This is a genomic window from Cognatundibacterium aquatile, assembly GCF_014699135.1.
Classification (GTDB): domain Bacteria; phylum Pseudomonadota; class Gammaproteobacteria; order Burkholderiales; family Burkholderiaceae_D; genus Undibacterium; species Undibacterium aquatile.
In genome coordinates this window covers 323,919-337,375 of the sequence record NZ_JACOFT010000003.1, presented here as the reverse complement: position 1 = coordinate 337,375, position 13,457 = coordinate 323,919, and the positions used below count along the sequence as shown (strand labels likewise).

The window sequence follows — 13,457 nt, the reverse complement described above, 5'->3', positions numbered from 1 at the left end:
ACTGCTGTTTTTTTACGCACATAAAAAATTATTTTTCAGTATCACCCCCCTTCAATCAGCCTGTGCCATACAGGCTGATTGAACAGTATTTTGATCTATATCTTTTAGTTATTACCCGCGTAGAATTTTTCATTTGTCACCGGCAAAGTGAAAACCCTAGTCTGAATCTCAACGCGTATATCGTTATAACGATTTTGCCTGACACCATGAAGCCAAATTGGTGCAAAAAGAAAAGAGCCTTGTTTCCGGATGTTGCAGCTAAAGGTATTTGTCATTCTGAACCCGTGACGATTGCCCCACATCCTGACCGCACATTGAACAGAATTATTTGAGGAGAGACCCGTGAAATTGAAAACCATTGCCCATTGCATCGCCATTATTGGCGTGACTGGCGTTTCTGCGACATCTGCGGTGGCGCAGGAAAAACCTGCCGATGTCACGCAACGTATCGAAATTACCGGTAGCAGCATCAAGCGTATCGCCGCCGAAGGTGCGTTACCCGTCGAAGTCATCACCCGCAAACAGCTCGAAGCCTCAGGCATCGTGACGGCCGAGCAGTTGATCTCAACGCTCAATATCAATGGCAATGGTTCCGATAATCTGGCAAGTAACGCCGACGTCACCTCCGGCGCGCAGCGCGGCAATAACGGTGCCACTTCCGCCAACTTGCGTGGTCAGGGTTCTGACAGCACGCTGGTCTTGCTGAATGGCCGCCGTATTGCCACACACGGTATGAAAGGCTCCGCAGTCGATCTGAATTCGATTCCTATGGCGGCGGTTGAACGTGTTGAAATTCTGAAAGACGGTGCGTCGTCAACTTACGGTACCGATGCGATCGGCGGTGTGATTAACTTCATCCTGCGCAAAAATTACAACGGGATTGAAGCACAGGCATTCACTGATCTGACGCAACAAGGCGGCGCCGACATTCATCGTGTATCGATGGTCGGCGGTTTCGGTAATCTTGATACCGATGGCTACAACGTGTTGATCACCGGCACCCACAGCGAGAATCAGGCATTGCGCGGCGATCAGCGTTCGTTTGTGAATACCTTCCAGCCGAATCGTGGTTTGTCGGTCGATACACGCGGTACCCCGTTTGCGACCGTGTTTGCCACGTCGCTGGCAAACACCATCATGAGTAACAAGAGCAATACCGGCCCTATCCTGCCTGGCACAAACCAATCGATGAACGCGGTCAACGTGCTGAATCTGCCGGGTGGCGCGGGTTGTAACTCCATCGATGGCATGGCTGCTTATGATTACAAAATCTGGGATGTCGCTTCTTCCAAATATGCCTGCGCCTGGGATACCGGTCGCGCCGCTGTTTTACAACAACCGGTAACAAACGATAATTTCGTTTCGCGTGCCACATTCAAAGTCGGTGAACATCAGGTATTCGCTGAACTGGTCGGTTCCCGCGTCGATGTATCAAAAAGCTTTTCACCAAATCAGGTGTCGCCAGGCAGCAATTTCCCGGTCTCGTCTTTCTATCCTAAGACCGGTGCTGCGTATGACATGGTATTCAATTCCATCGCCGCCGTTTTGCCTAGCATTAAATCCAACTACGGCGCGCCTATTGCTTATCGCTGGCGTTGTATGGAATGCGGCAACCGTGAAATCAGCACCCGCACGGATGCCGCCCGCCTGCAAATCGGCGCCGATGGTCAGATCGGTAACTGGGATTACCGCGTCGGCCTGTCACGTGCCTACAGCGAATCACAATCCACACTGGGCAACGGTTATAACTACACGGTCGCGCTGGCGAACGCGCTCGGCACCGGCATCATTAATCCTTTCCTGTTGCCAGGCCAGAAGCAATCACAGGCCGCGCTGGATCTGATCGCCAGCACCTCAGCCAAAGGCGTTGTGCTATACGGCGGTAAAACCACATTGACGCAAGCGGATGCAGCGATTTCCGGTGAAATTTTTAAACTCCCTGCCGGTGCAGTCATGGCTGCGGTTGGTACTGATCTGCGTAAAGAAGAATATACGTTTAACGGCGATGCACGCGCCGCCAATACCCGCCCTGCGATTCTGAATGCACCGTTTGATGATGCAAATGCCTTGCCTAAAGTCAGCCGCGATATCCGTGCGATCTACGCAGAGTTCCTGGTACCGGTGTTTAAAAACATAGAAGTCACGCTCGCTGGTCGTCAGGATCATTACACCGGTTTCGGCAATACCTTCAACCCGAAAGTCGCGTTCCGTTACACACCGGTCGAACAGGTATTGTTCCGTGGTTCGTATAACACCGGCTTCCGCGCACCTTCGTTCAATCAGTTGTTTAACGGCATTACTGAGTCGCCATACGCTGGTAAAGATCTGGTCGATCCAGCGACGTGCCCTGGCCTGAAAGCAGACAGCACTAAATCCGGCTGCGGCATCATCACACCAAATACCCTGACCGGCGGCAAAGCCAATCTGGGACCGGAAACAGCAAAGCAAGCGACTGTCGGCGTAGTCTGGGCACCAAGTAAAAATTTCAGCGCGAATATGGATTTGTGGGAAATCCGCAAGGAAAACACCATTACCTCGCTGGACTTAACCACCATGCTGCAAAACTATAATCTGTTCAGCGCACAGTTTATCCGTGACGCGAGCGGCGCGATTGTACAAATCGACCAGCGCTGGGTGAATGCAGGTTCAAGTATCACCCGTGGTCTGGAAGTCGGTGCCAATGCGAATGGCACAATCTGGAACGGCAAATGGACAGCAGCGATTGATGGCTCTTATCTGCTGGAGAAAAAATCCCGCCCAACCGCGAATGCACCTTATGGCGAAAGCGAAGTCGGCCGTTTCACTTACACCGGTGATTTAGGTCTGCGTTGGAAGCACACTGCTTATGTGACCTACACAGAAGGCAACTGGACAACCATGTTCTCGCAAATCTTCCGCTCTGGTTATAAAGATCAGGTCTTGCCTGGCGTACTCAATGGTCTGGTTTCCCCATCGGATTACAATCCTGATGTAAAAAGCTATTCCACCTTTAACCTGAGTGCGACCTACAGCGGCATCAAAAACATGACGCTGACCGCAGGGATCAAAAACATCCTGAACACCGACCCACCATTTGCCATCACTTACGACAGCAACTCTGGCGCCGGCAGCTCATGGGAACCACGCGTCGCCGACCCACGCGGCCGCTCCTTCACCTTGCTGGCGAATTACAAGTTCAAGTAATTCCGGTTGTACTGACAAAAAAATCCCCGGCAGTGATGTCGGGGATTTTTTTTATTCAGAGTCAGAATGAACATCACAGTAAGCTGGAGAGCAAGTGAGATGCGTTACAATGTAGATCACAGTCTCATTTATCATGTGGAGTATCACGATGCTGACAACTGAAATGAAGCGCCAGGCATTCCTGAAGCTGCGCACCGAAAACTACCGCGCCAGCTTGCGCCTGGAAGGGCTGGAGCCACGCCCAGTCAAGACCAATAAGTCGACGGCAAAACCAGTGGAGCTCAAAGCCAAGCATGTCCGATAAGTACGGAACGGGTCAGGATAAGCAATACTGCTATCCCAACTCCGCTGTCTTAATCAATAAGCTCGGCTTAAAAGACGCCGATAGCCTGGAAGCGGCTGAAATCGAGCACACTCAGGCGCGCATTGAACAGTTTGTGCCCGACTTCGACGATATTTCTATGTCGGCTCTGCGCGCAATCCACTTCCATATATTTCAAGATATCTACGACTGGGCCGGAGAATTACGTACCGTTGACATCAGCAAAGGTAGTACCCGATTCGCCAACGTCAGCAGGATAGAACCTGAAGCGAATAAGCTCTTTGGGCTTCTGGCGCAAGAAGGCCATCTGATCGATTTGCCGCGCGAACAATTCCTTGCCCGTTTGGCTCACTACTACGGCGAACTCAATGTGATTCACCCATTCCGCGATGGCAATGGACGCGCCCAGCGTTTGCTGTTTGAGACTATCAGCATTAATGCCGGCTATGCGTTACGCTGGGAGCCGATTGGACGGATTGAATGGGTCGAGGCCAACATTGAAGCCTATCATTGTCGCTTAGAACCACTCAAAACCTTGCTGGATCGTGCACTGACACCCATTTGAGGCAAGCAAGCGCAGAGGCTTACACACACAGAACGATTCATTAGCTTGTGCTTGTGCTCGTCGGTTGACGTTAGTTGCCACCTGTTTAAGACAAGCAATCACTATGCGCCTCGTGGCGAGATTTCAGTTCGTATGGCGTGAGAATAGGACGTGTGCTGTTTGAATGAGAAAAATGGTGCGTATGACGCACTCTACGGGGTACGCATGCGACGCTTGCCAAACAAACTCAATATTGAGGTTGCTATTCAAGGAGTAAAAATTGAACAACACAAAAAAAGCGTTATCGGATAATGACTCTGAAAAAAATAAGAATTCAGGCATAGTTTGGTTAGCAATTTTTTTATCTCTGCTTAGCGCCTTTTTTGTTACGTTGTATGCTGGATATAGGTGGGCAAATCAAAGTTCTAGCGAGTTAACTGGGTTGGCATACCTTTTGGTTTTTACCGACGTTTTTCCAAAAATGATGTTTTTTTGTATTCCCTTAATATTTGGGTTTAGTTTACTAAGAAATAGGAAAAAACGACGCTTTGGAATAATACTTTTGCTCTCGAGTTATGGCTTAATTATTTACTACGTTCTTACAAAAGAATTTATTTAAACAAATTTCAACCTATGTGTAAGCGTGCTGTAAACCTCCCCCAATCATTGCCAAGTGTTATTAGCGTTTTGAGATTAATGAAATAATCGATATTCAACGGTGTCATGCCGTTGAGTGAATCGGGTGGGAATTGCTTCTTGTTTCGCTGATCCACAATTCCGTTCGTGCTGTAACCTCCTGCAAGCAAGCGTAACCGATCCACGCGGCCGCTCTTTCACCTTGCTGGCGAATTACAAGTTTAAGTAATCCCGGTTGTACTGACAAAAAAATCCCCGGCAGCGATGTCAGGGATTTTTTTATTCAGCGTAAGAAATACATCGCTTTGCGACCAACGCTCTGACAAGCACAACACTTATCGACTGAAGATGGCAATATTCGGGCATAAGAAGCCATGTTCAGAAGAACACGTGATTTTATTTTTTAATAAAACATCTGATTTTTCCTGAAAATACGGCATATTAATGAATTGCTAAAATCACGTCAAAACTTGGTTGCATTATGAAATTCAATTTTATTCATCCATCATCACAAGCTCGCATTACGAGAGAATGCTCTCCATCGCTAAGTTCTATTCAAATCTTATTCGGCCTTGCTCTGATCGTATTTATATTCAGCACATCTTCCGCATTTGCGATGACCGGTCAGCCAACATTAGAACTTCCAAAATGTTCCGCCGACAAGGTATTTGAAAGAAGAATCTGCCAGCTTTCCAATTCAGAAGCAGCGACAGAGGAAATTTCTGATGGTGCCAAAGCACGAATTGAAGGCAACAATCTGACTCTCTCTTTTAAAGGCCAGGCCTCATCAGTCAGAGTCAATCTGGAGCCAGGTGTCGAGGTTCCAATGGTTGCAAAGGATCTTTGGCAAATCCGCTTGCATGTACCTGAGCTTGCACAAGCTGTCGCGAAAGTAAGATTCGAAATTCGAAATGCGATCGGCGAAACAAAAAAAATCCCCGTCGATATTCGCGGTGCGGACGCACCAAAAGCCGACTACTCCTCAAATTTAATTCCAGGCTCACAGTTCAAAGAATTTCCTATTGAGAGCAAGTTTCTTAATGCCGTGAGAGTAGTCAGAGTATGGCTTCCCCCGTCCTATAATCCAGAACACTCTTACCCAGTCGTGTATATCGGGGATGGATCAGCTCAATTCGGGAATTTGTTAGGAAGAGAAATCAGTACAGATCAGATAGCTCCTTTTATTACGGTTGGAATCGACAATTGTGGTGGAGCCAAGTCCGGTAAACCTTGGTGCCGCTATGAGGAGTATGTACCCGCGCCAGAAAAACAACGTGGAAACAGACAATCTTTTGAGAACCACGAAAGGTTTTTTCTTGAAGATGTCATACCATTCATTGAGAAAGAATTTAGCTGTGAAAAATCTAGTGCGATGAGGTCAATCAGCGGATTTTCGAGCGGTGCCGATTGGGCGATAGCAATGGCCGTACGACACCCAGACTTGTTTTCTCAAGTTATCGCGATGTCCCCTCCCATGTCTGGACATTTGGCGTATCAATATCCGATTGGGCCAAAGTTTTTTTTGAGCGCTGGATATTTTGAACCTCCGATTCAGGAGTCGGCAGTGGATGTGTACAAGGCGATTATCAAAGAAGGAGGGAAAGCGGAGATATGGACTTTCCCTTATGGACACGGTAATGAAGTCAATTTCCAGACGTTCAAACAAGCAGTTGCGCTTTGGTTAAAAAAATAAAACCAGAATTACTTTTTCTGATGCAACGAGTAATCCCGGTTTTAATGAAAAAAAAATCCCCGGCAGCGACGTCGGGGATTTTTTATTCAGCGTCAGAAATACATCACTTTGCATTCAACAGCTTTGTCAGTTTGTCGATGCCGACCGGCTCTTCTGCCTGCAAAGGAATGATGGCCCAACGCTGACTGTGTTGATCTGCGACCAGGCGGATTTGTTGCAATTCATTTTTTGCCCTTTGCTGCAACAAGCGCGATTGCGGCTGCGCCATCGCCAGGCTGTTGTTGATGACCCATGCCCACGGCTCAATACCGGCGCGGCGTAAGTCATTTTGCAGGCCAGCGGCTTCCAGCACTGGTGTGGTTTCTGCCAGTGTCACGATCACGATTTTCGTTTGTTGCGGGTCCTGCAATTGCATCATCGGTGTTGTGTAATGTACGCCGGTATGCGCCATCTGCCGCTCAATTTCGCGATGATAGGCCCCGGTGGTATCGAGCAGTAATAAGGTATGCCCGGTCGGTGCGGTATCCATCACCACGAACTTTTTCCCGGCTTCGCGGATGACGCGTGAGAATGCCTGGAACACAGCGATCTCTTCGGTGCATGGTGAGCGCAAATCTTCTTCCAGCAAGGCTTTTCCCTGTGCATCAAGATGCTTGCCTTTGCTCGCCATCACTTCCTGACGATAGCGCAAGGTTTCAGCAACAGGGTCAATCCGGCTGACGCTCAGATTCAGCAAGTTGCCTTCCAGTGTTTCAAGCAGATGCGCAGCAGGGTCAGAGGTCGTCAGATGAACCGGAAAGCCGCGTTGCGCGAGGGCGATGGCGATCGCCGCAGCAACTGTGGTTTTACCGACGCCGCCTTTGCCCATCGTCATGATCAGGCCATGCCCGCTGCCTGCCAGCCCATCGACCAGCGTCGCCAGCGATGGCGCATCAGTCAGAGCAGGCAATGCCTGCGCTGCGGATGAATCAGCGACATTCACTGCGGTAGACGCCGTCAGCAAATGGCGCAAGGAATCAAGCCCGACCAGATTGAATGCCCGCAACGGAATATGATCGGTCGGCAAGCCGCGTAATACCTCGGGCATAGCAGCCAATGCCGCCTGCTCGCGTTTCCAGACGGCGCGCGCCAGCGCATCGTGTAGTGTTTCTGCTTCCGGCAACACGCCATTGATGATCAGATATTGTTGATGAAAGCCGATGGCAGCCAGCTCGTCATGTGTGCGGGCGGCTTCCTTCAGGCTGGAATGCTGGGCACGTGCCACCAGCACCATGCGGGTACGTGCGGGGTCGGCTAAGGTCTGCACGGCTTCATGGTATTTTTCACGCTGCTTGCCCAGACCTGCCAGCGGCCCGAGGCAAGAGGCATCGCCTTTACCCTCTTCCAGAAAGCCCGACCAGGCACCGGGCAGTTGCAACATGCGTATTGTGTGCCCGGTTGGCGCGGTATCAAAAATGATGTGATCGTAATCGTGCAGCATCTGCGGATTAGTCAGCAGCCCGGTGAACTCATCAAATGCGGCGATTTCTGTGGTGCAGGCACCGGATAATTGTTCCTCCATCGCTTTGATCACCACCTCGGGCAGGGTGCCGCGCGCAGGTGTGACGATGCGGTCGCGGTACAGTTGTGCAGCCGCTTGCGGATCAATTTCCAGTGCAAACAGATTGGCAACCGACTCCACCGCTTTGATGCTGTTACCGATACGGATGCCGAATACCTGACCGACATTCGATGCCGGGTCGGTGCTGACCAGCAATACGCGTCGTCCCTGATCGGCAAGCCAGACGGCAGTGGCGCAAGCGACCGAGGTTTTGCCGACGCCGCCTTTACCGGTGAAGAATAAAAATTTCGGCGTATTGTCCAGAAAAAGCATATTCATTCCTTTTATAAAAACGGTTTAAGGCTGTCACCCGGCAACGACTCAGTTAAGCACGAATCAGGCTTTGGCGATGATCTTGTTGGCGGCGTTCAGTGCATCCTGTTTGCGTTCACTGTAACGGCTGGTCAGATAATCGCTGCGACCACGCAACAGCAAGGTGAACTTAAATAATTCCTCCATCACATCCACCAGCCGGTCGTAATACGGCGATGGTTTCATGCGTCCGGCCTCATCAAATTCTTCATAGGCTTTCGGCACCGATGACTGATTCGGTATCGTGAACATGCGCATCCAGCGTCCCAACAGGCGTAGCGTGTTGACGGTATTAAACGATTGCGAGCCGCCACACACCTGCATCACTGCCAGTGTACGCCCCTGGCTGGGACGTATCGCGCCTTGTTCGAGAGGAATCCAGTCGATCTGATTTTTCAGCACCGCCGTGATCGCGCCATGACGTTCAGGGCTGCACCAGACCTGACCTTCCGACCACAAACAGCTCTCGCGCAATTCCACCACCTTGGGATGTGTTTCCGGCACACTGCCAACCATAGGCAAATCATGCGGATTAAAAATTCTGACTTCCGCGCCCATGTGTTGCAGCAGGCGCGCCGCTTCCTCGACCAGCAAGCGACTGAATGAGCGCTCGCGCAGCGAGCCATACATCAGCAGTATCCGTGGCGGATGCTCAAAACCCGCCACCGGTGCGAGTTTCGCGGCATCAGGAATATCCATGTGTTCCGCCTTTAAGTTCGGCATTTCTTGGTCTGATACAGTGACGAATTTTCCTGCCACATCAGTCATGCGTAACTCCTTTAGTTGATAGCACCGGTGTCAGCTTAAACGCAGCGCCAGCGCGGCCAGTGTCAGCAACAGCACCGGCAAGGTCAGAACGATACCCAGCCTGAAATAATAGCCCCAGGAAATCGTGATATTTTTTTTTGCCAGCACGTGTAACCACAACAATGTGGCGAGGCTGCCGATAGGCGTGATTTTTGGCCCGAGATCGCAGCCGATCACGTTCGCATAAATCATGGCTTCACGCACCGCGTTGTTTGCCACGGCGGCATCAATCGACAAAGCGCCGATCAGCACGGTCGGCATATTGTTCATAATCGACGACAGAAATGCGCTGAGTAATCCTGTGCCCAGCGCCGCGCCCCAGACACCATGTTCGGCAAAATAATTGAGCACGCCACTGAGTTGATTCGTCAACCCGGCATTGCGCAAGCCGTACACCACCAGATACATGCCCAGCGAAAAAATCACGATCTGCCACGGCGCATTTCTGACGACGTCACGGGTGTTGATCACTCCGGCGCGCGTGGCGACGGCCAGCAACACCGCCGCCCCCGCTGCCGCGACCACACTGACGGGAACACCCATGCCATCCAGCCAGAAAAAGCCGAGCAACAGCCAACCCAGCACCCACCAGCCCGCATTGAATGTGGCGCGGTCACGAATCGCCAGCGTAGGTTGGCGCAGTTGTTGCACGTCGTAATCGGCGGGCAAGTCGCGCCGGAAAAACAGCAGCAACACCGCTATCGTGGCAGCTACCGACACCAGATTCACCGGCAGCATCACCGATGAATAGGCAGCAAAGCCCAGCTTGAAATAATCAGCCGAGACAATGTTGACCAGATTCGATACCACCAGCGGCAGGCTGCCGGTGTCGGCGATGAAGCCCGCCGCCATCACGAAGGCCAGCGTGCCTTTCGGTGAAAACCGTAGTTCCAGTAGCATCGCAATCACTATCGGCGTCAGGATCAGCGCCGCACCATCATTCGCAAACAAAGCGGCGACCACGGCCCCGAGTAACAACAGCAACACGAATAATTTGCAGCCGCTGCCACCGCCCCAGCGCGCCACATGCAATGCCGCCCATTCAAAAAAGCCCGCTTTATCCAGCAACAGGCTGATGATGATGACAGCGATAAATGTGGCCGTTGCATTCCAGACGATATGCCACACCAGCGGAATATCCGATAACTGAATCACACCGGCCAGTAAGGCCAGCAACGCGCCGCCAGCCGCGCTCCAGCCTATGCCCAGGCCACGCGGCTGCCAGATGACAAAGGTCAGCGTCAGCAAAAAAATCAGGATAGCAATCAGCACGACATGCGCCCCATTTCAGAAATGAATTTGATGTACAGCGAGATCATCAGATGGACGCATCAGTTGAGCTGCTCTCTGATCGCTTTGAGTTCCTGATGAATGGTATTTTTTTCCAGGATGTGTGCAGGCAACGAAACGAAGCTATTGACGCAAGACATAATTTCGCGGAACACCTTGCGGAACGCCGCGCGCTTTGCTTCATCGCTGCCAGTGACTGCGGCCGGATCTTCAAAACCCCAATGCGTCGTCACCGGATGACCGGGCCAGACCGGGCAGACTTCACCTGCGGCGTTATCGCAAACGGTAATGATGAAATCCATCACCGGCGCATCCGCCGCCGCGAACTCGTCCCAGCTTTTGCTGCGTAAAGCAGTCAGTGGATACGCGGTCGTCTGAATCTGCTCTATCGCCAGCGGATTGACCGTACCAGCGGGAAAACTACCGGCAGAAAAACCTTTAAAACGCCCCTGCCCCATAGTCGTGATCAGGGCTTCCGCCATGACGCTGCGCGCAGAGTTGCCAGTGCAAAGGAACAGTACGTTGTACGTTTTTTCAGTCATTTTTCTCTCGATTCATTTCAGGGTAAGGGATTAGAAGGGTAAGGAATTACAACGAAACTATGTGGTTTGCATCAGCCTATGCTGCGCGTTAAATTTCAGCTTTATCAGTAACTTTATCGGCAGCTTTATTCGCTGGCAGATTGCTCGCCTGCAGCGCGGGCAGACAGGCCTGACCGTTGCAGCAACTGTCACTCAGAAATGCCAGCAAATCATTCATGGTGCTGAAATTGGCGGCGTAAATAATAAAACGCCCATCCTGACGCGCCGAAATCAGATCGGCATTACTGAGTTCTTTGAGATGAAATGACAATGACGAAGCCGGAATCGCAAGCTCTTCCGCGATTTTGCTGGCTGCCAACCCTTCGGGGCCGACCCGCACCAGCAGACGAAACACCGCCAGCCGCGATTCTTGCGCCAGCGCCGCTAATGCGCTGATTGCTTGTTTATTTTCCATGGGCAGACTCCGGTTCAGGCTTATTTCTATATTTCGACAATTATCGAATTATAGAAAGGAAAGCGGAATTTTGGCAACAGAAATTTGTGATTCCTCATGTCCTGCGTGTGCAAAACCGACAGCTCAGTCAACAATGGTACGTATCGGCCAACGTAGCCAATATCCGCCTTGAAAAAAACCGTGAAAACAGGTCTCAAATAAGCACTTTTCGGGGAGTATCTGGCGATTTTGCCTTTATGTCCTTATAAATAAAGGGCTTTAAAAAATACTCCCCCCAGTATATTTATGCCCTCAGAGGCACGAAAATCGACTTTTTCAGCCTCTTTAGCACCCGACTTCCTACCAGATGAATGCTCTTCGTCTGTGCTTATTTTTGCGGCAGCAAGTCCGCTTCGGTTTCAGCGACAAATACTTCCGCGCCTATATCCACCTTGTCGAACAATTCAACGATATCGGCAGAGCGCATGCGTATGCAACCGTAACTGGCCGGGTTGCCGAGCAGGCTTTCTTGCGGCGTGCCGTGGATGTAGATGTAGCGCTGATACGCATGCTGATTGCGCTCTTCGGTGCCGCGCAACCATAGTATGCGGGTCACCACCGGGTCGCGCCCCGGCGCGTCTATCGCAACGATTTCACCAGTCGGCACGCGATCTTTGAACGCGGTGCCGACCGGCATACCGGCGCCGAATTTTTCAGCGATTTCCATTTTGCCGCCGGGTGTCATGTAGCTATCGGGTAAATCGCCAATGCCCCGCTTCGCGGTTGAAATGGTATAAGTGGCGATCACTTTGCCGTTATCGAATAAGCGCATTTTCTGTTCCGGCACAGAAACGACGATGCGGTGTTGCGTGTCTTTGGGTACGAATGCGGGAGTCAGCACAGACTGGCAGCCAGATAAGAATAAGGTCAGCAGCAAAAAAAAGAGGGCGAAAAGTCGATTTTTCATGTGGCAGAGATTTCAGATGTGGTGTCAGGGCTCGCTGCAACGAGGCCAGATTGTGGCGCAGGGAACAGATAGCATCAATGGCAGAATAAGCACAGCCAGCGATGATGGCAAATACTTGTTCACCAGCGACACATTACCTGCGGTTATGACTGCGCGATCAGCTTTCATTTGTGAGTGGCGCGACTCCTCTGTAAGTTCAATAGCATCGCGGAGAAATGATCATGTTGAACACCGAAACACCGAATGTCTTACATACCGAGCTCGATACCTATGCGACGGCAGAGCTGGCCGCCGCATTGATCGATGATCAGTTCATCGCAGTGCAAGCGGTGCGGGCAGCAGCGCCACAAATTGCGGCAGCAATTGATGCGGCACTGCCACGGATCAAAGCGGGCGGGCGTCTGGTGTATGTTGGTGCCGGCACATCGGGTCGGCTGGGTGTGCTTGATGGCGTCGAATTATTACCGACCTTTTCGTGGCCGAATGAACGGGCAATTTCGCTGATTGCCGGTGGCAAACAGGCGATGTTCGTCGCCGTCGAAGGTGCCGAAGATGATACCGAACAAGGCGCGATCGACATTCGTGAGCTGCATCTGAATCAGCATGATGTCGTGTTGCTGATCGCCGCCTCCGGTGCCACACCGTATGTGCTGGGCGCGTTGCAAGCGGCGCGTGCCAGTGGCGCATTAACGGTGGGTTTCGCGAATAATCCCGATGCGCCGGTGACCCGATGCGCAGACGTCGGCATCACACTCAACACCGGCAGTGAAATCATTTCCGGCAGCACGCGCCTGAAAGCGGGCACCTCGCAAAAAATTGCGCTGAATACGTTTTCCAGCGCACTGATGGTGAAACTGCACAAGGTCTACGGCAACCTGATGGTGGATGTGAAACCGACCAATATCAAACTGCTGCGGCGTACGGTCAGCCTGACCATGCATGCGACCGACAAGGATGAACAGACTTGCCGCAAAGTGCTGGAAGAATGCGACTTCCACGTGAAGACCGCGATCGTGGCGCTACAAAACAACATCAGCGTCGTTACGGCTGAAAAACTGCTGACCTTATATCAGGGCGATGTACGAAAAGCCCTGGAAGCTGTCGAATAAGCGCCTTCTGCGGTTACAA

Annotated in this window: 12 protein-coding genes; 6 read left to right on the top strand and 6 right to left on the bottom strand. The window is 51.4% G+C overall.

Features of this window, described 5'->3' with window-relative positions:
* The first annotated feature begins 342 nt into the window (after positions 1-342).
* The 5 genes from H8K26_RS10065 (at position 343) to H8K26_RS10045 (ending at position 6,378) form a co-directional block, all read left to right on the top strand.
* Positions 343-3,183 (top strand): TonB-dependent receptor domain-containing protein, encoded by a 2,841-nt coding sequence (locus H8K26_RS10065; RefSeq protein ID WP_190479236.1) that lies wholly within the window; start codon positions 343-345, stop codon positions 3,181-3,183.
* A gap of 133 nt (positions 3,184-3,316) precedes the next feature.
* Complete coding sequence (locus H8K26_RS10060) at positions 3,317-3,487, top strand: YhfG family protein (protein ID WP_190479234.1); 171 nt, start codon at positions 3,317-3,319, stop codon at positions 3,485-3,487.
* Positions 3,477-4,070 carry a putative adenosine monophosphate-protein transferase Fic gene (locus H8K26_RS10055; RefSeq protein WP_190479232.1) on the top strand — a complete coding sequence of 198 codons (594 nt, stop codon included), beginning with the start codon at positions 3,477-3,479 and terminating at the stop codon, positions 4,068-4,070. The genes H8K26_RS10060 and H8K26_RS10055 overlap by 11 nt, the downstream gene beginning before the upstream one ends.
* A 259-nt stretch (positions 4,071-4,329) precedes the next feature.
* Entirely contained in the window at positions 4,330-4,668 is a 339-nt protein-coding gene (locus tag H8K26_RS10050; RefSeq protein ID WP_190479230.1) for a hypothetical protein, read from the top strand.
* Between the two features lie 498 nt (positions 4,669-5,166).
* Positions 5,167-6,378: an alpha/beta hydrolase gene (locus tag H8K26_RS10045; RefSeq protein ID WP_190479229.1), complete on the top strand. Its 1,212-nt coding sequence runs from the start codon at positions 5,167-5,169 to the stop codon at positions 6,376-6,378.
* Between the two features lie 103 nt (positions 6,379-6,481).
* Here the strand turns inward: H8K26_RS10045 and arsA are convergent, their stop codons facing one another.
* The 6 genes from arsA to H8K26_RS10015 form a co-directional block, all read right to left on the bottom strand.
* Positions 6,482-8,251: an arsenical pump-driving ATPase gene (gene arsA, locus H8K26_RS10040; protein ID WP_190479228.1), complete on the bottom strand. Its 1,770-nt coding sequence runs from the start codon at positions 8,249-8,251 to the stop codon at positions 6,482-6,484.
* A 63-nt stretch (positions 8,252-8,314) separates the two neighbouring features.
* Positions 8,315-9,013 (bottom strand): arsenical resistance protein ArsH, encoded by a 699-nt coding sequence (arsH, locus tag H8K26_RS10035; protein WP_190479690.1) that lies wholly within the window; start codon positions 9,011-9,013, stop codon positions 8,315-8,317.
* A gap of 75 nt (positions 9,014-9,088) precedes the next feature.
* Positions 9,089-10,369 (bottom strand): arsenic transporter, encoded by a 1,281-nt coding sequence (locus tag H8K26_RS10030; RefSeq protein ID WP_190479227.1) that lies wholly within the window; start codon positions 10,367-10,369, stop codon positions 9,089-9,091.
* A gap of 59 nt (positions 10,370-10,428) precedes the next feature.
* Positions 10,429-10,929: an arsenate reductase ArsC gene (locus H8K26_RS10025; RefSeq protein WP_190479226.1), complete on the bottom strand. Its 501-nt coding sequence runs from the start codon at positions 10,927-10,929 to the stop codon at positions 10,429-10,431.
* Positions 10,930-11,017: 88 nt separating this feature from the next.
* Positions 11,018-11,383, bottom strand: coding sequence for an ArsR/SmtB family transcription factor (locus tag H8K26_RS10020; RefSeq protein ID WP_186896912.1), 366 nt, complete (start codon positions 11,381-11,383; stop codon positions 11,018-11,020).
* A 367-nt stretch (positions 11,384-11,750) separates the two neighbouring features.
* Positions 11,751-12,329 (bottom strand): L,D-transpeptidase, encoded by a 579-nt coding sequence (locus H8K26_RS10015; protein ID WP_190479225.1) that lies wholly within the window; start codon positions 12,327-12,329, stop codon positions 11,751-11,753.
* A gap of 221 nt (positions 12,330-12,550) precedes the next feature.
* Between H8K26_RS10015 and murQ the strand changes: the two genes are divergently transcribed.
* Positions 12,551-13,438 (top strand): N-acetylmuramic acid 6-phosphate etherase, encoded by an 888-nt coding sequence (gene murQ, locus H8K26_RS10010; protein ID WP_190479224.1) that lies wholly within the window; start codon positions 12,551-12,553, stop codon positions 13,436-13,438.
* Positions 13,439-13,457 lie beyond the last annotated feature (19 nt).

Bases quoted from the DNA above. Each gene is read 5' to 3' on its own strand.
- H8K26_RS10060 (WP_190479234.1), top strand. From the start codon at position 3,317: ATGTGGAGTATCACGATGCTGACAACTGAAATGAAGCGCCAGGCATTC.
- H8K26_RS10055 (WP_190479232.1), top strand. From the start codon at position 3,477: ATGTCCGATAAGTACGGAACGGGTCAGGATAAGCAATACTGCTATCCC.
- H8K26_RS10045 (WP_190479229.1), top strand. From the start codon at position 5,167: ATGAAATTCAATTTTATTCATCCATCATCACAAGCTCGCATTACGAGA.
- arsA (WP_190479228.1), bottom strand. From the start codon at position 8,251: ATGCTTTTTCTGGACAATACGCCGAAATTTTTATTCTTCACCGGTAAA.
- arsH (WP_190479690.1), bottom strand. From the start codon at position 9,013: ATGCCGAACTTAAAGGCGGAACACATGGATATTCCTGATGCCGCGAAA.
- H8K26_RS10025 (WP_190479226.1), bottom strand. From the start codon at position 10,929: ATGACTGAAAAAACGTACAACGTACTGTTCCTTTGCACTGGCAACTCT.
- H8K26_RS10020 (WP_186896912.1), bottom strand. From the start codon at position 11,383: ATGGAAAATAAACAAGCAATCAGCGCATTAGCGGCGCTGGCGCAAGAA.
- H8K26_RS10015 (WP_190479225.1), bottom strand. From the start codon at position 12,329: ATGAAAAATCGACTTTTCGCCCTCTTTTTTTTGCTGCTGACCTTATTC.
- murQ (WP_190479224.1), top strand. From the start codon at position 12,551: ATGTTGAACACCGAAACACCGAATGTCTTACATACCGAGCTCGATACC.